The following is a 20185-nucleotide window of genomic DNA, read 5'->3' as shown; positions in this document are numbered from 1 at the left end:
ACGCTCAGTCGCGCGCGCGCACGTTGCCGAGGGTCACGCGCACCCGGCAGCCGTCGCGGTAGTCGGGGTCGATCTCGATGCCCCCGTCGTGCTGATTGACGATCTCCTGCGCCAGCGCCAGGCCCATGCCGGCGCGCCCGCGGCGGTTGCGCCAGCCGATGTGGAAGGGCTCGAAGACCTTGAGCCGCTCTGCCGGCGCGATGCCGGGGCCGTTGTCCTCGACGATCACCTCCACGGCGTCGTCCAGGGCGCGGGTGGCCAGACGCAGGGCGCGCTGGCTGCCGCCGCCCTCATAAAGGGCCTGCAGCGCATTGTCGATGAGGTGCTTGAACAGCGAGCGCAGCTCGTTCTTGTGCCCGGAGAGCTCCGGCAGCACCAGCGCCGGCTGCCAGTCCACGACGATGCCGGCGGCGAGCAGGTTGTCGGTCTCCAGCGCCAGGACATGGCGCAGCAGCTCGTTGACATTGACGTTGACGCCGGGCTCCGGCACCTCCGTCGGCATGGCCGCGTGCAGGGTGGCCAGTGCCGTCTCACCGGCCTGGGTGATCTGGCCCAGCATGTCCGCGAACAGCGCCGGGTTGCCGGCGCCGTCTTTGAACATGCCGCTGGCGGCGCGGATCATGTTGAGCGGCACCTGGAGCTGGTAGCTGGCGGCGGTGAGGGCCTCGCGCATGCCCTGCGCCAACTGCTGCTCGGCGAGGCGCGCGCGCAGGTTTTCCAGATGCGCGCGCTCGATCTCGCGGCGGCGGCCGGTGATGTCGTTGGCGAGCAGCAGCAGCCGCTGGTCGCCCGCGTCGCCGCGGATGAAGTAGCCGGACAGGCTGCTGTCCGACTCGTTGACCGCCGTGCCGGAGCAGGCGAACCAGCGCGGCCCGGCGCTGCCGGGCACCTCGATGCTGATCTCCACGTCGCGGAAGCCGCGGCCTTCGGCGGCGCGCTCCAGCGGGTCGAAGCCCGCCTGCTGCAGCAGCGCGGCGCGGAACAGCGCCAGCGGCTCGCGCCCGCGCAGGTCGCCGAGCAGCTTCTTGTACTCCTGGTTGTCCAGGATGATGCGGCCTTCCGTGTCCAGCAGCACGACGACCACGGGGGCCGCGTCCAGCACCGTCTCGATGCGGGTCTTCTGCTGGCGCAGCGCCACGGACAGCTCGTGCTCGCGGGTCACGTCCCGGTGCATGCCGAGGAAGTAACGAATGCGCCCGGCGGCGTCCAGCACCGGCGAGATGGTCAGCTCCGCCAGGTAGTCCTCGCCCTGCTTACGGCGGTTGATGAGCACGCCGGTCCAGGGCCGCTTGCGCTGGATGGTGCGCCAGAGCTGCTGGTAGATGCTGTCCGGGGTGGAGTTGCTGGACAGAATGGCCTCGTTCTGGCCCAGCACCTCGTCGCGGCTGTAGCCCGTGAGCTCCTCGAAGGCGGCGTTGGCATACAGGATGTTGGCCTTGGCATCGGTGACGGAGATGGCCACCGGCGACTGCTCCACCGTCTCGAAGTAGAGCCGCGGCGGCAGTGGGTCCGTCGGGTCGCCCGCCATGAGCGTGAGCGCCTCGACCACCTCCGGCGGCGTGCCCGGCGGCGGCGACTCGAGGAAGGCGCCCAGCGCACTCGCAGCGGGCAGCTCTGCATCCGGCTTGAAGCCGCCCGCCACCCCCGGGGCGCCCTGGTCGTGGGCGGCGAGGTCGCCCGCCTGCTGGGTGTCGATGCCTTTGCGAGTGCTCACACGCTGCTCCCCGTCTCGTTCTCTGTGGTGGTCTGTCGGTTGGGCGGAAGAACACCCGTACCGATGCTGCTGCCGGGCGGGTCCAACCACCAGTGCAGCAGGTTCCGTGCCAGTGACCCGCGGCTGGACCTGGAGACGCCGGCGCCGCCAAGTGGCTGTCGCGACGAGGCCGAGCCTGGACCGGGCGGTGGCGCCGGCGGCGTCGCCTGTCGGGATTGCGACAATCCTGCTGCGGTGCAGCATGGGGTTGTGGCATGCCCGACAGGCGGCGCCGGAGCGCAGGCTGCGGCTGGAGCATCGTGCCGGCGGCGCCGCAACGCATTGAGAACGGGCAGTTTCGGGGCGCGGTGCCCCGGAAGGAGGCAGGCCCGCTGGTGGCGCCCTGGGCCTGGCATCGCGTTTGCAGCGAGGCTCCGGCAGCAGCGTACCACGCCCGCGCCCTGCGCCGGTGCGACCCGGCGTCCGCCAACTCCTTCATAACCGCGAGGCCGTCTGACAGGCCCCGCGGACCCCGATACGGGGAGCCCAGACCGCGATGACTGAATACCTCATGCTGATCCTGGCCACCGCGTTGGTGAACAACGTGGTGCTGGTGAAGTTCCTCGGCCTCTGCCCCTTCATGGGCGTGTCCAACAAGCTCGACACGGCGCTCGGCATGGGGCTCGCGACCACCTTCGTGCTGACGCTGGCGGCGGCGGCGAGCTGGCTGCTGCAGCACCTGGTGCTCGCGCCGCTGGACATCGGCTTTCTGCGCATCCTGACCTTCATTCTCGTCATCGCGGCGGTGGTGCAGTTCACCGAGATGGCCGTGCGCAAGCTCTCGCCGACGCTCTACCAGGTGCTCGGCATCTTTCTGCCACTCATCACCACCAACTGCGCCGTGCTCGGCGTGGCCCTTTTGAACGTGCAGGAGCAGAACGGCTTCTTCGAGAGCCTGTTGTTCGGCTTCGGCTCCGCGCTCGGCTTCACGCTGGTGATGGTGCTGTTCGCGGGCCTGCGGGAGCGGCTCGCGCTGGCGCAGGTACCGGCGGCCTTCGCCGGCACCCCCATCGCCTTCGTGGTGGCCGGTTTGCTGTCGCTGGCGTTCATGGGCTTTGCCGGGCTGGCGTGATGCATCGAGCGCATGGACCGCGGCGGATGCGCTTCGCTTGTCTGCCCTACACGGTGACTCACCCTATGGCGTCTGACCAATGATTGCAGCCATTCTCAGTCTCAGTGTCCTCGGGCTTGGCCTTGGTGCCCTGCTCGGCATCGCGGCGCGCTATCTGGCGGTGGAGGAAAGCCCCATCGTCGGCCAGGTGGAGGAGCTGCTGCCGGGCTCCCAGTGCGGCCAGTGCGGCTACCCCGGCTGCGGTCCTGCCGCCGCCGCGGTGGCTGCCGGCGAGGCGCCGGTGACGCTGTGCCCGCCGGGGGGCCGGGCGCTGGCGGAGGAGCTCGCGGCGCTGCTCGGCGTCACCGCGGACTTCTCCGGCATGGCGGCGCAGGCGCCGCAGGTGGCGCACATCCACGAGCGGCTCTGCGTCGGCTGCACCAAGTGCTTCAAGCGCTGCCCGACGGACGCCATCATCGGCGCCAATGATCAGATCCACGCCGTGTTCGAGGACGCCTGCACCGGCTGCGGCAAGTGCGTGGACGCCTGCCCCACCGAGTGCATCGAGCTGCGGGCGCCCACGCAAACACTCAGCAACTGGGTTTGGCCCGTGCCGGAGGCAGCCTGATGAATGTCCTGGGTTTCAACCTCTTCGGCGAGCTGCACGGCATCCGCGGCGGCGTCCACCCGGACGACCGCAAGTCCCTCGCCGCCGGGCAGCCCATCGAGGATCTGCCCCTGCCGGGCCTGCTGCACATTCCGCTTCAGCAGCACATCGGCGCCGCGGCCAATCCGGTGGTGCAGCGCCGCCAGCAGGTGCGTAAGGGCGAGGTCATCGCCCATGCACAAGGCGCCGTCTCCGCGCCCATCCATGCGCCCACCTCCGGTCGCATCGTGGGGCTCGGGCTGTATCCCGCCAACCATCCCTCCGGGCTCAACGTGCGCACCATCACGCTTCAGCCCGACGGGGAGGATCGCTGGCATCCGGACATCCGCGGCGTGGAGGACCCTTTTGCGCTGGAGCCCGCGGAGGTCGCCAAGCGCGTCGCCGCCGCCGGCATCGTCGGCATGGGCGGGGCGACCTTCCCGTCCGCCGTGAAGCTGAATCTGCGCAACCGCTACAGCCTGCATACGCTCGTCATCAACGGTGCCGAGTGCGAGCCCTACCTCACCTGTGACGACCGGCTGATGCGCGAGCACACCGCGCAGGTGCTGGACGGCGTCCGGATCATGGCCCATGCGCTGGGGGTGAGCCGGATCATCATCGGCATCGAGGGCAACAAGCCGGAGGCGCTCGCCGCCATGCGCGAGGCCGCTGCGGAGCACGCGGAGGTGAGTGTCGTCAAGCTGCCCACGCGCTACCCCATGGGCTCCGAGAAGCACCTGGTGCAGACGCTGACGGGCAAGGAGACGCCGGCGCGCGGCCTGACGGCGGACATCGGCGTGGTGGTGCACAACCCGGCGACGGCCTTTGCGGTGCACGAGGCGCTGCGGCTCGGCCGGCCGCTCATCTCCCGGGTGGTCACGGTCACGGGCCAGGCCGTCGCGCAGCCGAAGAACCTGCGCGTGCCCATCGGCACCCGGGTGCAGGCGCTCGTGGACCACTGCGGTGGCTTCTCCGAGGAGCCGGCCAAGCTCATCAGCGGCGGGCCCATGATGGGCCAGCCGCTGGCGGAGCTGCGCGTGCCCATCATGAAGGGCAGCAACGGCGTGCTGGCGCTCACCCCCGCCGAGACCGGCCAGCGCGCGCCCGCACCCTGCATCCGCTGCGCCAGCTGTGTCGGCGCCTGCCCCTGCGGCCTGGTGCCGCTCACCATGGCCGCGCACGTGCGCACCGGCGACCTCGACGGCGCCGTGGACCAGGGGCTCATGGACTGCATCGGCTGCGGCTCCTGCGCCTATGTCTGCCCGGCGCACATCCCGCTGGTGCAGTTCTTCAACCATGCCAAGGGGGAGCTCGCCGCCCGCGGTCGCGCCAAGCAGAAGCAGACCGAGACCAAGCGCCTCGCCGAGGCCCGCACCGCCCGCATCGAGGCCCAGAAGCAGGCCAAGCGCGCGGCCATGGCCAAGCGCAAGGCGGAGCAGGCGGCCCAGAAGGCGAAAGAGCAGGCAAAGGAGCAGGCGGCCGCCAAGGCAGACCATGTCGAGGCGGCGGAGGCGAATTGAGGGTGAGTCACGAGTAAAGAGGATCGAGTGACGAGTAGGGTCTTTCTCGCTCCTCGCTCCTCAGCCGAAAAGAGATCGAACGCGAATGAATCCATCCCTTTCAGCCAGCCCGCACGCCCACGCGCCGGTCTCTGTCGGCCGCACCATGGCGCTGGTGATGCTGGCGCTGGTGCCGGCGACCCTGTTCGGGCTGTCTCAGTTCGGCTGGCCGGCGATCTTCCTGTTCACGGTCACCCTGGGTGCCACCCTCGGTTTCGAGGCCCTGTCGCTCGCGGCCGCCGGCAAGCCGGTGCGGCTCACGTTGATGGACGGCTCGGCGCTGCTCACGGGCTGGCTGCTGGCGCTGACGCTGCCGCCCTGGGCGCCCTGGTGGATCGGCGTGGTGGGCGGTGCGCTGGCGGTGCTGCTCGGCAAGCAGGTGTTCGGCGGCATCGGGCAGAACCTGTTCAACCCGGCCATGGTGGCGCGGGTGGCGCTGCTGATCTCCTTTCCGCTGGAGATGACGCGCTGGGTGGCGCCGGCGCCGCTCTTCACCGGCGACGCGCCGGGCTTCTTCGAGGGGCTCACCATCACCTTCGGCGGGCAGACCTTGGACGCCCTGGGCTTCGATGCCATGTCCGGCGCCTCGATTTTGGGCCATGTGCGCACGGAGCTGGGGCAGGGTGAGGTGCTGAATGCCGCGCTCACCGGTGTCTTCGATCCCTTCTCCGCGCTGCTCGGTACCGTCCCCGGCAGCCTCGGCGAGACCTCCGCGCTGCTCATCGCCCTGGGCGGGCTCTGGCTCATCTACAAGGGCGTCATCGACTGGCGCATCCCGGCGGCCCTGCTCGGCACGGTGGCGGTGCTGGCGACGGGCATGCATCTCATCGACCCCGGGCACTACGCCGGCGCACCCTATCACCTGCTGACGGGGTCAATCATGCTGGCGGCCTTCTTCATCGCCACGGACCCGGTGACCTCGCCCGTGTCCCGCGCCGGGCAGCTGGTCTTCGGCGCCGGTGTCGGGCTGTTGGTCTATGTGATCCGCACCTGGGGCGGCTATCCGGAGGGCGTGGCCTTCGCCGTGCTGCTGATGAACGCGGCGACGCCGATGCTCGACCACTACCTCAAGCCGCGCATCTACGGCCGCGACCGGCGCGGTCAGCCGCTGGAGTATCCCCAGCCCGAGGCAACCGCTGCCACGGCCAAGCCCGGGGAGGGCCGGCAATGAGCACCACCACCGTCGCCAACCCGAGCTACCGCGAGCGCGTCGGCTATCAGGCGGCGCTGCTCGGCGGCTTTGCGCTCGTCGCCGCCGCGCTTCTGGTGATCGGCGACCTCGCGACCCGGGACGCCATCGAGCAGCGCCGTGCCGAGGACCTGCTGGCGTCGCTGTCGCAGGTGATCCCGGCGGACCTGCACGACAATGACCTGCTGGCGGACAGCATGACCCTGGACACCGCCGACGGCGAGCTGACCGTCTATCGGGCGCTGACGGGGCTCGATGTGGCCGGTGTCGCCTTTGAGACCGTCGGCCAGGGCTATGCCGGCCCCATCCGCGTGCTGCTGGGCATCGACGCCGACGGCCGCGTGCTCGGCGCCCGGGTGCTGTCGCACACCGAAACGCCCGGGCTCGGCGACAAGATCGAGGTGGCCCGGGACGACTGGATTCTGAGCTTCGACGGCAAGTCCCTGGGCGAGCCGCCACCGGAGCGCTGGGCCGTCAAGAAGGACGGCGGCGACTTCGACCAGTTCAGCGGCGCCACCATCACGCCGCGGGCGGTGGTGAGTACGGTCAAGGGCGGCTTGGAGCTGTTCGCCGACCAGCGCGACGCACTGACGGCATCCGCGGTGCAGCAAGTATCGACTGGCGAGTGACGAGTATCGAGTATCGAGGGGCGCATACCGGTCTTGCGATCTACCTCGCCGCTCGTAACCCGCAATTCGCCACGCGCCTGATTCCGAGGTGAGCAAGTGAGCACGGCCGAGAAGACAGATACCAACTGGTCCCGCATCGCCCGCGACGGCGTCTGGGACAACAACGTGGTCATGGCCCAGTCGCTGGCACTGTGCCCGCTGCTGGCCGTCACCGGCACCGCCACCAACGGGCTCGGGCTCGGGCTCGCCAGCACCTTCGTGATGGTGGCCTCAGGGCTGCTCGTGTCGCTGGCGCGGGGCATCATCACGCCGCAGGTGCGCATCCCGGTGTTCGTGCTCATCATCGCCACGCTGGTGACCCTGGTGGACCTCGGCATGAACGCCTGGATGCACGACCTGCACAAGGTCCTCGGGCTCTTCATCCCGCTCATCGTCACCAACTGCGCCATCCTCGGCCGGGCCGAGAGCTTCGCCTCGCGCCAGGCGCCGCTGCCGGCGGTGTTCGATGGGCTGATGATGGGCGTGGGCTTCACGCTGGTGCTGGTGGCCCTCGGCGCGGTGCGCGAGGCGCTCGGCTCCGGCACCCTCTTCGCCAACGCCTCCATGCTCCTCGGCGAGTCCCTCAGCTGGCTGGAAGTCACCCTGATCCCGGACTACCGCGGCTTCCTGCTGATGATCCTGCCCCCGGGCGGCTTCATCGCCATGGGCTTCCTGCTCGCCGGCAAGCGGGTGCTGGACCGCAAGCTCGCGGCGCGGCAGCAAGCAAAAGCGGCGGGCCTCGCCGCAAGCGCCTGACCGACCCAGCCGTCAGCCCCAGCCCCCAGCCCTCAGCCCTCTGGGCACGCGCCAATCGTCGGGACACGGGGCGATCGCGAGAACACACTGCCAACCCCGGAGCCCGCAACCATGCACATCGGCGTCGCCTACGCAGACAAGTTCAAGCGCACCTGGCTCACGCTCGATGTGCCGGACGGCTGCACCGTGCGCGAGGCCATCGAGCACGCCGGGCTGCTCAAGCAGTATCCGGACATCGACCTCGACCGCCAGCGGGTCGGCATCTTCGGCAAGCTCACCAAGCCCGATGCCAAGGTCAAGGACGGCGACCGGGTGGAGATCTACCGCCCCATCACCGCCGACCCGGAGACGGTGCCCCGTCGGGATCAGGACGGCGAAGACTGATCGCAAAGAACGGGGACAGTATACTGATCAAGCGTGCTCCAACATTAGCGGGGACGGTATACTCATCTCATCTTTGGCGTCGCGCGGTTAGGTATACCGTCACCGAATATCTCGCCGGAGATTCAGCCGAGGCCATGGCGCGCATCGACGCCATCATCGCCGGGTACGTCACCGACCCAGCCGGGTCCGAATTCATGGTGCCGGCGGCCCGAGAGCAGGGTTAGAGCGCGCGAAACGCCAGCGTGCGTATCCTGCGCCGCTACGGTCGGGGCTTGCGGCAGATCAGCCGGACCGCGCCGTAGCGAAAGGCGACGCCGGGCGCCGCCTGCACCGCGTCGAAGGCCGCCGCCATGGCCTGCTGCATCGCCGCCGTCGCATAGCCCGCGGCCAGCATGCGCTCCGCGCCGGACGCCAGCAGTGCGCGCAGGTAGTGGAGCTGCTCGGTGCGGTGGCGGGTGGCATCGGCGCTGCTGATGACGAGCCTGGGCTCCTCCGCCAGCACCTCAGCGCCGAGGCATGTCGCGATGCTCCGAAGCCTGCGCCCGATGTAGGGATCGCCGCCGCCCACCTCGGCCTGACAGGCGTTGAAGGCGTCCCACCAGGCGCTGATGGCCGGCTGCGGCGGATCAAAGCCGAAGCTGTGGTTGTCGACCTCCGTCAGGATGACCCGGCCCCCGGGCTTTACCACCCGCAGCAGCTCGCGCACCACGGCGGCGGGGTCCGCCAGGTGCTCCAGCAGCCAGATGGTCATGCCCACGTCGAAGCTGTCATCGGGGAAGGGCAGGGCGCGTGCGTCGGCCTGGAGCAGGCGGATCTGCGCGTGCCCGGCGAGCCAGGCTTGGCCGGCGCGCAGGTGCAGGGCGCTGAGGTCCACGCCGGTGAGCGCCAGATGCGGGGCGCGCTGCGCGATCAGGTGCAGCTCGGCGCCCACGGCGCAGCCCACCTCCAGCAGGCTGTGGTCGCCTGAGAAATCCAGACCGCCGAAGACCGGTGCGGCCAGCATCTGCGCCTGCGCGATGAGGCGTCGGCGCTCCGCATCGCTGAAGCCGTGGATGTAGTGCGCCGCCATCATCTCCTGCCCTCCGGATACCATCCCGTCATTATCCAGCCATCCCGGCGGCGCTGGCCATCGCCGGCGCGCGTCGGCACCATCTGCGTCCCCGGCGCAGCGCCTTGCCGCACCCGACGCCCTTGGGCAGACTCTGCTGTGACATGAGCGCAACACACCGGCGCCCGCCCTGGACCATTGCCGAAGGCCCCGACGCACGACATCTTCAAGCCGAGCCTGTGCCGCGCGCATGCCCACGGGCGCTGCGGGTCAGCCTGCCATGAGCAGGCCGCCGGCGGCGTCTTCGCGGCCGCCCGATGCACCGGGACTGTGGATCAGTGACCGATCACCCGCCGCCGCACAGGGCCGAGCTGAGCCTGACCCTGGTGGTCACCCTCGGGGCCGGTGTCGGCCTCGTGGTGGGTGCACTGACGGCGAGCTTCGTGCTGGCCATCTTCGCGCTGAACGACTGGCTGTTGATCTCGCCACGGGCGCGGATGATGTTTGAGCACCGCGGCTGGCTTGCGGCGGTCACCGTGGTGGTGCCCATGCTCGGGGGTCTGGTGGTGGGTCTGCTGCACCGCTTCATCGCCGAGGGGCGCGCACATGGGCCGCCTGACGTGATCGCGGCGGTGCAGACGAGCCGGGGGCGGCTGCCGCTGCACCCGGGCCTGCTGTCGGCGCTGAGCAGTCTGGTGTCGCTGGGGTCGGGTGCCTCGGTGGGGCAGTACGGTCCGCTGGTGCACATGGGGGGCACGCTCGGCTCCCTCGGGGCCAGGCTGCTGCGGGCCGGGCGCGCCGACGGCAACATCGCCATCGCCTGCGGGGTCGCGGCGGCCATTGCCACGGCCTTCAAGGCGCCGCTGGCGGGCATTCTGTTCGCGCACGAGGTGGTGCTGCGTCACTTCGCGCTGCGGGCCTTCGCGCCGGTGGCGGCGGCGGCCATCGCCGGCTATGTCATGGAGGACCTCGTGTTCGAGCGCCCGCCGCTCTTCCACGTCGCCGCCGCCGAGATCCTGCACCGCTGGGAATACCTGGTGTTCCTGGCCATGGGCGCCGCCGGCGCCCTGGTGGCGGCGGCCTACCTGCGCGCAGTGCTGGGGGCCGCCCGGCTCGCGCCGCGCACCCGCATCCCGGCGCTGCTGCGCCCGGCCGCCGCCGGCGCGGTGCTGGGCACGGCGGCGCTCTGGGTGCCGGACATCCTCGGCATCGGCGCCGAGACCCTGCGCTTCGCCACCATCGCCGGCGCCATCCCGCCGCCCGAGCTGGCGCTCATCCTGGTGGCCAAGCTGCTGGCGACGGCGCTGTGCCTGGGCTTCGGCTTCAGCGGCGGGGTGTTCAGCCCGGCGCTGCTCATCGGTGCGCTGTTCGGGGCGCTGTGCGGCAACGCGGTGGCGCTCCTCACCGGCGGTGTGCAGGCGACCATGGTGGTCTACGCCGTGGCCGGCATGGTGGCGGTGACGGCGCCCGTCATCGGTGCGCCCATGGCGACGCTGCTCATCGTGTTCGAGCTGACGGGCAGCTATTCGCTCACCACCGCGGCGCTGGCGAGCGTTGCCCTGGCCAACCTGACCGGCGCGCGGGTGTTCGGCCGCTCGCTGTTCGACGTGCAGCTGCGCCGGCGCGGGCTGGACCTGTCCGCCGGGCGTAGCCGGGCGCTGCTCCAGGGCCAGCCCATTGCGCCGCTGGTGCAGCCGGCGCCGGTGACCCTGCCGCCCGGGATGTCCAATGCCGATGCCATCGACCTGCTGGGCCGCCGCGGGCGCGCCGAGGGCTACCTGGTGGACGCCGACGGCGGCTACCGGGGCACCGTCACCCTGGCCGCGCTGGAGGCCAGACGCGGGCAGGGCGACGGCGCTGCGGAGGACGCGGCGGAGCCGGCGCGCCCGGTGGTGACCGCCGACAGCTCGCTGTGGATGGCCGTGGACCAGGCGCGCAATCTCACCGGCGAGGCCCTGCCGGTGGTCGAGCGCGGCGGCCGGCGGCTCGTGGGGGTGCTGCCGGAGGTGGCGCTGTCGCGTGCCCATGTGGAGACCCTGGATGCCGTGCGGCGGGAGGAGCATGGTGGGGGTTGAGCCTGTCCGCCGCTGCCCGGCAGGCCACTGGGGCCGCATCGGCCCGCGGCGTGTGCATGGCTGCCTGCTGCTGCCGGCCCTGGTGCTCGCAATGCTTTTCTCGCCGGGCCCGGCGCTGTTGGCGGCGCCCAACCCGGTCTACATGCACCAGCCCGACGCACCGGCGGCGGCGACCGGCGAGCCGTCGGTAACCGCGAGCGCGGGCACGGCGGCCCCGGGCGCCGAACCGCCCGTACTCACCATCGCCACCTGGGGCGGCGCCTATGAGCAGGCCCAGCGCGCTGCGCTGTTCGAGCCCTTCACGGCCCGCACCGGCATCGAGATCCGCGTGGCCGAATACGACGGCGGCCTCACTGAGCTGCGCGCCCGGCACGCCGACGGCGGGGTGACCTGGGACCTGGTGGACATGACCATGAGCGACACCCTCACCGCTTGTCGGGAGGGGCTGCTGCGCCCACTGCCCCAGGATGACCTGCCGCCGTCGCCGGAGGGCGCGCCGGCGCATCGCGACTTCATCCCCGGCGCGCTCACCCGCTGCGGCATCGCCCACACCGCCTATGCCACCGTCATCGCCTACGACCGCCGCGCCTTCCCCGGCATCCGCCCGGAGCGGGTGGCGGACCTGTTCGACCTGGAGCGCTTCCCCGGCCGCCGCGCCCTCCAGGAAGCCCCCTTCGGCAACCTGGAATGGGCGCTCCATGCCTACGGCGTGCCCACCGCGGACCTCTACCGACTGCTCAGCACCCGCCGCGGGCTGCGCCTGGCCCTGGCGAAGCTGGACGCCGTGGCCCATCAGGTCACCTGGTGGCAGGACGGTGCCACGCCGGCGCGGCTGCTGGAGCACGGCGAGGTGGTCATGGCCAGCGGCTACAACGGCCGCTTCTTCGCCGCCATGGCGGATCGCGGCGCGCCCATCGAAATCCTCTGGGACGGCCAGATCCAGGAGCTGGAGAACTGGACCATCACCGCCGGCAGCCGCCATCCGGCCGCCGCATTGCGCTTCATCCGCTGGGCCACCGGCACCGATGCGCTCACCCGCTTCGCCCGCCATCTGCCTTATGGCCCGGCGCGGCGCTCCGCCAGTCGCCGCGTCGCCGGCCACGTCGGCACCGGCATCGACATGCAGCCGCACCTGCCCACGCATCCGAGCAACGACCGCAATGCCATCGTCAAGGACGTGCAGTGGTATGCGCGGACGCATGACCGGATCCGGGCGATCTTTCGGCGGTGGCTGCGCGCGAGGGCGCCGACGCCCGTGCTGCGGCCTGACCAGTGAGCTGCTGCTGAGCCCGGCTGGACCTTCAGCATCGAAGGACCCTGCCGGGCACCGCGCGCCGCGGCTCCCGGCGCCGTCGCCGGCGGGCGGCGCTGTCGCGGCTATGGCGCCGTCAGAATCCCTGGTCATCCGGAGCGACGCGGGGACGGCAAGCCGCACCCGGGCGCGGCCGCCGTCCTGCTCACTGCCGGAGCCCTGCGCGCGGCGGCGCAGGCGTTGCGGGCGACCACGGGCAGCGGCGAGACGACCCACATCTCCGTCCTCGACACCGCACGCAGCCGCTGAGTCGTCCCAGGCGTCGCCGCGGCTTTCCCCGCCCCCGTTTCGGGGTTACCGTGTCGTGCTGGCAATCGACTGGATGCGGGGGGTGACGGTTGTGGAGCTGATTCCGGCGCTGGCGGCCATCATCGGCGGCTTCGTGCTGCTGGTGTGGAGTGCGGACCGCTTCGTGGAGGGCGCGGCGGCCACCGCCGGGCATGCGGGTATGCCGTCGCTGCTGATCGGCATGGTCATCGTGGGCTTCGGCACCTCGGCGCCGGAGATGGTCGTCTCGGCCATGGCGGCGCTGGACGGCAACCCCGACCTGGCGCTCGGCAATGCGCTCGGCTCCAACATCGTCAACACCGGGCTGGTGCTCGGCGTCACGGCCCTGGTGGCACCCATCGCCGTGCACTCCAAGATCATCCGTCGCGAGCTGCCGCTGCTCTTCGCCATCGGCCTGGCCACGGGCGCGCTGTTCTGGGATGGGGCGCTCTCGCGCATGGAGTCGGCGCTGCTGCTCGCCGGCTTCTTCGGGCTCATCGGCTGGTCCGTGGTGGCCGCGCTGCGCGGGCATGGCGACCCGCTGGAAGACGAGACGATGCAGGAGCTGAAGGCACATGCCATGACCCTTGGCCGGGCCGTCTTCTGGCTGTTGGCGGGGCTCGTGCTGCTGGTGATCAGCTCCCGGGTGCTGGTCTGGGGGGCCGTGAGCGTTGCCGAAGCGCTGGGTGTCAGCGACCTCGTCATCGGTCTCACCATCGTCGCGCTCGGTACCTCGCTGCCGGAGCTGGCCGCCTCGGTGATGGCCGCCCGCAAGGGCGAGCACGACATCGCCATCGGTAACCTGGTGGGCTCCAACATGTTCAACCTGCTGGCGGTGGTGGGCATCGCCGGCGCCATCACGCCGATGCCCGCCCTGGCGCCCGCGGTGCTGACTCGCGACTGGCCGGTGATGATGGGTCTGATGGCTGTGCTGTTCCTGATGGCCTATGGCTTTCGCGGGCGGCCCGGGCGCATCAAACGGCTTGAGGGCGCTCTCCTGGTGCTGGCCTTCGCCGCCTACAACCTGTGGCTGGTGGCCTCGGTGGTGGGCGGTTGACCGAAGTCCCGAAGGCAAGTGCTCATCGATCTCCGCATGCTGGAGTCGGTGTCCCCCGGCGCCGGCGGACCCGGGCGCCGATGGAAGCCGGCGCCCGGGGTCGGCGATCAGCCGAGGCTCGGCCGGCTCTCGTCGATGGGCAGCGACGGGTCACGCGACCATTCGTTCCAGGAGCCGAAGTAGATGCCGACGTCCTCGACCCCGGCTTCCTTGAGCGCGACGTAGGTGTTGGAGGCGCGGGCGCCCTTGAAGCAGTAGAGGTAGACCTTGGAGCTGGCCTTGATGCCGACGCTCTGGAACTCGGCGGCGAGCTCTTCCTTGGTCTTGAACACGGGCACGTCGCCGGGCTTCATGACGCGGTACCACTCCAGCCACTTGGCGCCGGGGAGCCGGCCCTTGCGCGGGCAGAAATCGACGCCGTAGGGGCTGGAGCTCAGGCCCACCCACTCGTCCACGTCGCGGACATCGAGCTTGATGATGGACGGGTCTTCCAGCGCCTTCAGCATGGCATCCTTGTCCAGCATGATGTCGGCCGCGGCCTCGTCCACCGGGAAGGTCTTGGGCTCCGGGGAGACGGTCGCGGTGCTGGTCTCGTAGCCCTCGTGCACCCAGCCCTGGTAGCCGCCGTGCAGGACCACGGCCTTGGGGTAGCCCAGGTACTTGAGCAGGAAGTAGCCGCGACAGGACTGGCCGTAGCCGGAGTTCATGGTGTCTTCGTAGAGCACGGCCACCTCGTCGCCGGAGAGGCCGGCGGCGCCGAAGGCGTCGGCGAACTTGCCCTTGAGTGCGGCCATGCCGTCGGGGTCCGACGTGGCCAGGTAGGTGAAGATGTCGTGGATGTTCACGGCGCCCGGAATGTGGCCCGCGGCGTAGGCCTCCGGGGCGCGGGTGTCGATGATGACCGTCGGCAGGGAGGTCATCATGCCGTGGAGCTGCTCGGGGGAAATCAGGGTGTTCTCGTGCATGGGACTGCTCTCGTTGGGGGTCTCGGTGGGGTTTCCTTGGGCAAAGAAACCCCGGGCGGCGCACAGGAGTGCGCCGCAGTCAGCGACGTCGTTCTGAATCAAGATTGCCGGCTGGTGCCGGCTGGGACCATCCGTGGTCAGGGCTCCTGGCGGGTGGGTTCCGGCGCGGGCTCAGACAAGGCCGGCCACCAGGAAGAGTCCGCCCACGGCCAGGGCGCCGATGCCGCCGGTGCGGATCAGCGTGCCGGCCGTGCCCTCGGAGCGGGCGGCGAGCCGGCTCAGGCCCAGCAGCAGGCCCGCGATGACGGCGTACTGGATCAGCGCGAAGCCGGCGAGGTAGCTGCCGAGCACCGGTGCATCGGCGCCGACGATGGACTCGCCGTAGGCATAGCCGTGGAAGACGCCGGCGCCCGCCAGCAGCAGCGCCAGGGCGCCGGCGCCGAGCTTGCGCCCGGAGACCACCAGCGCGCCGCCGGCGAGCACGCTCGCGGCCACCAGCAGCTCGGCGGCGGGGAGGTCCAGCGCCTGCACGTGGATCAGGGTGCCGGCGACGGTGCCGCCGATGAAGGCCGCCGGCAGCAGCCAGCGGGCGGCGCCGGTGACGGTGAAGGCGAGCAGGGCGGCGACCACCAGGAAGGCGAAGTGGTCGATGCCGATGACGGGATGGCCCAGGCCGGAGAGCAGGCCCTGGGTCATGGTCGCGGGCGTCATGCCGCCCATGGGATGGTGGGCCAGCGCCGGCATGGTGGCGAGCAGTCCCGCGGCAGCGGTGCCAGTGCGGGTGACGAGCAGGTTGGCGGGTGCGGAGTCGGTGGGTCGGGTCATCGTGGAGTCACCTCGGGGTCGGGTCGTTGCGGAGCTTTGGCGTGTTTCGCCGCGGTCGGACCACGGCCTGTTTGTGTCTCGATGTCCATCACCGTGATACGGCCGTCGGTGCCGCCGAAGGCGACGGCGGAGCCGTCGGCGTTCCAGGCGGCGCAGGCCACCTCGGCGTCCAGGCCGAGAGACTGGAGCGGCGCGCCGGCGTCGGACCAGATGCAGACACGGCCGTCGCGGTCGGCGGAGGCGAGCAGGGTGCCGTGCGGTGCGTAAGCCAGTGCCGTGATGGCGGTGCGGTGCAGGCGCAGCGGGGTCGGCTTGCCCTCGCCGGCGGCGGGGATGTCCCAGAGCACCACGTCCTGGCCCCCGGCGGTGGCGACGCGGGAGCGCGTCGGGTGCCAGTCCAGGCAGGCGACCTTGGCGGGATAGCCGCGCATGGTCAGCTGCGACGAGCCGCCCCTGCGGCCGGCGCCCTTCGCGCCTTGACCGCGTGCACCGGCCTGGCGCCAGACCTGAAGAAAGCCGTCCTGGGTGCCCACTGCCAGTGCCTTGCCGTCCGGTCGCCAGCCGAGCACCACGGGCGCACCCGGAAACTGGAGGAGCTGCACCGGTGCATCGCCACCCACCTGCCACAGGTGCAGACCTTTGTTGGCGGCGGTGGCAAGGCGCTTGCCGTCCGGTGCCCAGGCCAGCGCCAGTACGGAGCGGTTGGCGTCGTACCACACACCCAGGGACTCCTCGCCGCGCCACAGGTGGATGCTGCGTCCCGCGGCGGCGGCGAGCAGGCTGCCGTCCGCCGTCCAGGCGAGGTGCTCCACCCAGCTCGACTCCTCGGCGAGGGTCGCCACCAGCCCGCCGCGGGTGTCCCACAGCAGCACCCGACCGTCCTCGCCGGCGCTGGCGAGCACGGCGGGGAGGCTGTCGCCGGCCTCGTTTGGGGCAGGCTTCGGGGTTGGACGCAGGCAGAGGGCGGTGATGCCGCCGGTATGGGCCTGCCAGGCGAGCTGCTCGGTACCGTCGCCTCCAGCGTGGCTGCGCAGCCAGCCGTCGGCGCCTGCGGCGAGCAGGTCTTCTGCCCCAGCGCTGTGCCCGTCCGGCTCGGCGGCGCTTCGCCAGCGCAGCGCGGTGACCGCCTCCGGCAGCTGCCGCTGCCAGCGTGGGTGCATCACGGTGGGCAGTGGGGCGGCTAGGCCGAGCACCAGCTGAGCCCTGCCGTCAGCTCGGCCCGGTCCAGGTTGCGGCCGATGAAGACCAGCTCGCTGCCGCGGGGCTCGGCGTCGCCCCAGGGCTTGCCGTCGTCGCCGTCGAAGAGCATGTGCACGCCCTGGAAGACGAAGCGCTTGGGCCTGCCGCGGAAAGCCAGCACGCCCTTGGTGCGGAAGATATCCGGTCCCTTGGTGCGCAGCAGGTTGGTGATCCACTGCTCGAAACGGCTCGGGTCCAGCTCGCCCGCCGTCAGGCCAACCGAGCCGACGCTGTCGTCGTGCTCGTGGGGGCTTGCGTAGCTGTGCTCGGCGACCGGCGTCACGGCGGTGCCGGCGGCGTCGGTCAGCCGCATGTCGAACTCCTCCGGCAGGTGCTGGGTCAGCAGCACGTAACGGCCGGCGGCGGGGATCCGGAGCCTGAGCCGGGCGCCGTCGGTGTCGTCCACGCTGAGCCGGTACAGGGTCTCGTCCGGCTCGGCGGGGGCGTCGTCGGCGCTGCCGGAGCGGGCCTCGGCGGAACCGGAGTAGAGCAGGATGCTGCGGCGCTTCCAGTCGGCAAAGACCGCCTCATGCTCCAGGCCCGGGCCGCCGAGCACGAGGTCGATGGTCGGGTCCGGGCCCGCGGCGAGCGCCAGCTCATAAGTGCCGGGCGCGAAGTCGTAGAGCCCGGCCCATTCGAAGGGCAGCTCTTCCTGAAGGAAGGCCGGCGTCTCGGCGGCGCGGGCATCGAGGTCGAACGCGCGGACGTCGAGCACCTGGTCCAGGTCGATGCCGCCATGCTCGGTGGCATGCACGCGGGCGAGGCGGTTCATGCCGCGTACCCGTTGCTCCAGCGCGGCGAGGTCGCCGGCGGAGACCAGGTCCGACTTGTTCAGGAGCAGGATGTCGGCGGAGGCGATCTGCGCGCGGCACTCGTCGGAGTCGTCCAGGTGATCGGCGACATGCTTGGCGTCCACCAGGGTGACGATGGCATCCAGGCGCAGCTTGGCCTTCATCTCCTCGTCCATGAAGAAGGTCTGTGCCACCGGACCCGGGTCCGCCATGCCGGTGGTCTCGATGATGATGCGCTCGAACTTGTGCTTGCGGCGCATCAGCCGGCCGAGGATGCGGATGAGGTCGCCACGTACGGTGCAGCAGATGCAGCCGTTGTTCATTTCGAAGATTTCTTCGTCGGTCTGCACCACCAGCTCGTGGTCGATGCCGATCTCGCCGTACTCGTTCTCGATGACGGCGATGCGGTGGCCGTGCTGCTCGGTGAGGATGCGGTTCAGCAGCGTGGTCTTGCCGGCGCCGAGAAAGCCGGTGAGGACGGTCACGGGGACGCGCGGGTCGTCCAGCTCCGCGGTGGGGTCGAGGTCGGGGCGGGGCGCGAAGCCCTCGCTTTCCAGGGCGCAGGATGCGGTCATGGCGGGTCCAGTGGTGTGCTCGTTGATCTGTCGGGCTCTGTCGTCAGGGCGCGGCCTCAGTTGCCGTTGACGGCCTTCAGCGGTGGCGGCGCGTGTGGGTCGGGGCCTTGCGCCCGGACAAGGCCGGCCGCCTCGGCACGCGCATCGGCGGCCGGGTCCACCTCCACCGGCGCCATGGCCTCGGCGCGCACCTCGCGGGCATGACCGGCGTCGCGGACGGCGTCGTCGCGCTCGGACAGCTCGCGGGAGCGGGAGACAAGAAAGTCCACCAAGTGCGTGCGGATGGGGTAGTAGCCTGGATCGTGCACGATGGTGGTGCGGTCCCGGGGGCGCTCGATACTGACCTTGACGGATTCGGCGACGCGGGCGAATGGGCCGTTGGTCATGAGCAGGATGCGGTCGGCGAGCAGAATCGCCTCGTCCACATCGTGCGTGATCATGAACACCGTCTGGTGGGTCTCGGCGCAGATCCTCAGGAGCTCGTCCTGAATGGTGCCGCGGGTCAAGGCATCCAGGGCACCGAAGGGCTCGTCCAGCAGCAGCAGCTGCGGCTGGGTGGCGAAGGCGCGGGCGATGGACACGCGCTGGCGCATGCCGCCGGACAGCGCGGCGGGCTTGCGGTGCTCGGCGCCGTCCTTGAGGCCCACCATGTGCAGGTATCGCAGGCTGTGCTCGCGCACCTTGGCCTTGCCCCAGCCCGGGAAGCGCGCCCGCACCCCGAACTCCACGTTGCTCAGCGCCGAGCGCCAGGGCAGCAGCGAGTAGTTCTGGAAGACGACGCCGCGCTCCAGCGACGGGCCGCGGACCTCTTTGCCCGCCATGTACACCTCGCCGCCGCTCGGCGAGTCGAGTCCGGCGAGGACATTGAGAATGGTGGACTTGCCGCAGCCGGAATGGCCGATGATGCAGACGAACTCGCCCTTGTCGAGGCCGAAGCTCACGTCATCGAAGACGGTGAGCTCGCCGTGATCGGTGTCGAAGCGCTTGCCGAGGTGCCGGACTTCGAGAAAATGCTGCTCTGCCATGGTCGTCACTCCTGGTATTGGACAAAGCGGGTGGCGGTGGCCAGCGCCATGTCCAGGAGCATGCCCACGAGGCCGATCATCAGAATCGAGAAGATGACGCTGGTGAGGTCCAGGTTGTTCCACTCGTTCCAGACGTAGTAGCCGATGCCGGTGCCGCCGACGAGCATTTCGGCCGCGACGATCACCAGCCAGGCGATGCCGATGCTGATGCGCATGCCGGTGAGAATGGTCGGCGCCGCCGCGGGCAGAATCACCTGGAAGGCCGTGTTCATGGGCGTCAATTCGTGAGTGCGGGCCACGTTCACCCAGTCCTTGCGCACGCCGGCGACGCCGAAGGCGGTGTTGATCAGCATCGGCCAGATGGAGCAGATGAAGATCACGAAGATGGACGACGCCTCCGAGTCCTTGATGATGAAGAGCGCGAGCGGCATCCAGGCCAGCGGCGAGATGGGCTTCAGGATCTGGATGAAGGGATTCAGCGCCTTGTACATCAACGGCGACATGCCGATGAGAAAGCCGAGCGGAATGGCCACCAACGCCGCGAGCCCGAAGCCCGTCAGCACCCGGTAGATGGAGTAGCCGAGCTGGATGCCGATGCCCTTGTCGTTGGGGCCTGCATCGTAGAAGGGGTTGGACAGCTCTTTGGCCGCCAGACCGATGATCTCCGACGGCGGCGGTACCTTGGCCTGCGGCTCCGCGCCGCCCATGAGGCGCTCGTACTCGGTCATTTCGGTGTCGGCCTCGGAAGATGTGTGACTGAGCTGCCACAGGCCGAGGGTGACAACCAGCAGCACGAGAGAAACCAGTACTGCGCGGGCGTTGATGGATTGGAGCATGGTGCTGTGCTCGTTTGGGATCGGCGTAGGCGGTTCGTGGGTCGCAGCTGCAAACGCGGCTGCGGCGCGGAGCGTCACGTGCAGCAGCAGAGGTGCGGGTCGCTCACATGCCTTTCAGTATGGTGTCAGCTGGTCGTGCGCAAAACTGTGGTTAATACCGATCG

The 20185-nt window shown here is 70.5% G+C and carries 18 protein-coding genes; 10 read left to right on the top strand and 8 right to left on the bottom strand.

Annotation, left to right across the window (positions count from 1 at the left end):
* Positions 1-4 precede the first annotated feature (4 nt).
* On the bottom strand, positions 5-1714 hold the full coding sequence (nifL, locus tag QZ607_RS16700) for a nitrogen fixation negative regulator NifL (RefSeq protein WP_367268209.1): 1710 nt from the start codon (positions 1712-1714) through the stop codon (positions 5-7).
* A 535-nt stretch (positions 1715-2249) separates the two neighbouring features.
* Between nifL and rsxA the strand changes: the two genes are divergently transcribed.
* From rsxA to QZ607_RS16665, 7 genes are all read left to right on the top strand, one after another.
* Complete coding sequence (gene rsxA / locus QZ607_RS16695) at positions 2250-2825, top strand: electron transport complex subunit RsxA (protein ID WP_295884865.1); 576 nt, start codon at positions 2250-2252, stop codon at positions 2823-2825.
* A 79-nt stretch (positions 2826-2904) separates the two neighbouring features.
* Positions 2905-3432 (top strand): RnfABCDGE type electron transport complex subunit B, encoded by a 528-nt coding sequence (locus tag QZ607_RS16690; protein ID WP_295884862.1) that lies wholly within the window; start codon positions 2905-2907, stop codon positions 3430-3432.
* On the top strand, positions 3432-4970 hold the full coding sequence (rsxC, locus tag QZ607_RS16685; RefSeq protein ID WP_295884860.1) for an electron transport complex subunit RsxC: 1539 nt from the start codon (positions 3432-3434) through the stop codon (positions 4968-4970). The genes QZ607_RS16690 and rsxC overlap by 1 nt, the downstream gene beginning before the upstream one ends.
* A gap of 85 nt (positions 4971-5055) precedes the next feature.
* Positions 5056-6180 carry an RnfABCDGE type electron transport complex subunit D gene (locus tag QZ607_RS16680; RefSeq protein ID WP_295884856.1) on the top strand — a complete coding sequence of 375 codons (1125 nt, stop codon included), beginning with the start codon at positions 5056-5058 and terminating at the stop codon, positions 6178-6180.
* Entirely contained in the window at positions 6177-6827 is a 651-nt protein-coding gene (gene rsxG / locus QZ607_RS16675) for an electron transport complex subunit RsxG (protein ID WP_295884854.1), read from the top strand. The genes QZ607_RS16680 and rsxG overlap by 4 nt, the downstream gene beginning before the upstream one ends.
* Before the next feature lie 96 nt (positions 6828-6923).
* Positions 6924-7622, top strand: a complete 699-nt coding sequence (locus QZ607_RS16670) for an electron transport complex subunit E (RefSeq protein WP_295884852.1) — start codon at positions 6924-6926, stop codon at positions 7620-7622.
* Between the two features lie 111 nt (positions 7623-7733).
* Positions 7734-8006, top strand: a complete 273-nt coding sequence (locus QZ607_RS16665; RefSeq protein WP_295884850.1) for an RnfH family protein — start codon at positions 7734-7736, stop codon at positions 8004-8006.
* 259 nt (positions 8007-8265) lie between these two features.
* On the opposite strand, the gene QZ607_RS16660 is transcribed toward QZ607_RS16665, so the two are convergent.
* Positions 8266-9078, bottom strand: coding sequence for a methyltransferase domain-containing protein (locus QZ607_RS16660; RefSeq protein WP_295884848.1), 813 nt, complete (start codon positions 9076-9078; stop codon positions 8266-8268).
* 314 nt (positions 9079-9392) lie between these two features.
* Between QZ607_RS16660 and QZ607_RS16655 the strand changes: the two genes are divergently transcribed.
* From QZ607_RS16655 to QZ607_RS16645, 3 genes are all read left to right on the top strand, one after another.
* Entirely contained in the window at positions 9393-11129 is a 1737-nt protein-coding gene (locus tag QZ607_RS16655) for a chloride channel protein (protein WP_295884845.1), read from the top strand.
* Entirely contained in the window at positions 11119-12405 is a 1287-nt protein-coding gene (locus QZ607_RS16650; RefSeq protein ID WP_295884842.1) for an ABC transporter substrate-binding protein, read from the top strand. Before QZ607_RS16655 ends, QZ607_RS16650 begins: the two co-directional genes overlap by 11 nt.
* Before the next feature lie 340 nt (positions 12406-12745).
* Positions 12746-13765 (top strand): calcium/sodium antiporter, encoded by a 1020-nt coding sequence (locus QZ607_RS16645; RefSeq protein ID WP_367268208.1) that lies wholly within the window; start codon positions 12746-12748, stop codon positions 13763-13765.
* A gap of 107 nt (positions 13766-13872) precedes the next feature.
* On the opposite strand, the gene QZ607_RS16640 is transcribed toward QZ607_RS16645, so the two are convergent.
* From QZ607_RS16640 to ntrB, 6 genes are all read right to left on the bottom strand, one after another.
* A complete protein-coding gene (locus QZ607_RS16640; RefSeq protein WP_295884838.1) occupies positions 13873-14730 on the bottom strand; it encodes a sulfurtransferase in 858 nt (285 codons plus the stop codon).
* A 171-nt stretch (positions 14731-14901) separates the two neighbouring features.
* Complete coding sequence (locus tag QZ607_RS16635; RefSeq protein ID WP_295884836.1) at positions 14902-15555, bottom strand: HupE/UreJ family protein; 654 nt, start codon at positions 15553-15555, stop codon at positions 14902-14904.
* Positions 15552-16715 carry a hypothetical protein gene (locus QZ607_RS16630; RefSeq protein ID WP_295884834.1) on the bottom strand — a complete coding sequence of 388 codons (1164 nt, stop codon included), beginning with the start codon at positions 16713-16715 and terminating at the stop codon, positions 15552-15554. Before QZ607_RS16630 ends, QZ607_RS16635 begins: the two co-directional genes overlap by 4 nt.
* Before the next feature lie 20 nt (positions 16716-16735).
* A complete protein-coding gene (locus QZ607_RS16625; RefSeq protein ID WP_295884832.1) occupies positions 16736-18160 on the bottom strand; it encodes a GTP-binding protein in 1425 nt (474 codons plus the stop codon).
* Positions 18161-18216: 56 nt separating this feature from the next.
* Positions 18217-19185, bottom strand: coding sequence for an ABC transporter ATP-binding protein (locus tag QZ607_RS16620; protein ID WP_295884830.1), 969 nt, complete (start codon positions 19183-19185; stop codon positions 18217-18219).
* Positions 19186-19190: 5 nt separating this feature from the next.
* Positions 19191-20021 carry a nitrate ABC transporter permease gene (gene ntrB, locus QZ607_RS16615; protein ID WP_295884828.1) on the bottom strand — a complete coding sequence of 277 codons (831 nt, stop codon included), beginning with the start codon at positions 20019-20021 and terminating at the stop codon, positions 19191-19193.
* Positions 20022-20185: the final 164 nt, after the last annotated feature.

It is taken from the genome of uncultured Thiohalocapsa sp., from assembly GCF_913063425.1.
In the GTDB taxonomy this organism is placed as follows: Bacteria; Pseudomonadota; Gammaproteobacteria; order Chromatiales; family Chromatiaceae; genus Thiohalocapsa.
The sequence above is the reverse complement of the archived record's forward strand: the minus strand, read 5'-3'. Positions and strand labels throughout refer to the sequence as shown.

What these genes read in the sequence shown, in the direction of transcription:
- rsxG (WP_295884854.1), top strand. Translation starts at nt 6,177, where the DNA reads ATGAGCACCACCACCGTCGCCAACCCGAGCTACCGCGAGCGCGTCGGC.
- QZ607_RS16660 (WP_295884848.1), bottom strand. Translation starts at nt 9,078, where the DNA reads ATGATGGCGGCGCACTACATCCACGGCTTCAGCGATGCGGAGCGCCGA.
- QZ607_RS16630 (WP_295884834.1), bottom strand. Translation starts at nt 16,715, where the DNA reads ATGCACCCACGCTGGCAGCGGCAGCTGCCGGAGGCGGTCACCGCGCTG.
- QZ607_RS16635 (WP_295884836.1), bottom strand. Translation starts at nt 15,555, where the DNA reads ATGACCCGACCCACCGACTCCGCACCCGCCAACCTGCTCGTCACCCGC.
- QZ607_RS16620 (WP_295884830.1), bottom strand. Translation starts at nt 19,185, where the DNA reads ATGGCAGAGCAGCATTTTCTCGAAGTCCGGCACCTCGGCAAGCGCTTC.
- ntrB (WP_295884828.1), bottom strand. Translation starts at nt 20,021, where the DNA reads ATGCTCCAATCCATCAACGCCCGCGCAGTACTGGTTTCTCTCGTGCTG.
- QZ607_RS16625 (WP_295884832.1), bottom strand. Translation starts at nt 18,160, where the DNA reads ATGACCGCATCCTGCGCCCTGGAAAGCGAGGGCTTCGCGCCCCGCCCC.
- QZ607_RS16690 (WP_295884862.1), top strand. Translation starts at nt 2,905, where the DNA reads ATGATTGCAGCCATTCTCAGTCTCAGTGTCCTCGGGCTTGGCCTTGGT.
- rsxC (WP_295884860.1), top strand. Translation starts at nt 3,432, where the DNA reads ATGAATGTCCTGGGTTTCAACCTCTTCGGCGAGCTGCACGGCATCCGC.
- rsxA (WP_295884865.1), top strand. Translation starts at nt 2,250, where the DNA reads ATGACTGAATACCTCATGCTGATCCTGGCCACCGCGTTGGTGAACAAC.
- QZ607_RS16680 (WP_295884856.1), top strand. Translation starts at nt 5,056, where the DNA reads ATGAATCCATCCCTTTCAGCCAGCCCGCACGCCCACGCGCCGGTCTCT.
- QZ607_RS16665 (WP_295884850.1), top strand. Translation starts at nt 7,734, where the DNA reads ATGCACATCGGCGTCGCCTACGCAGACAAGTTCAAGCGCACCTGGCTC.
- QZ607_RS16640 (WP_295884838.1), bottom strand. Translation starts at nt 14,730, where the DNA reads ATGCACGAGAACACCCTGATTTCCCCCGAGCAGCTCCACGGCATGATG.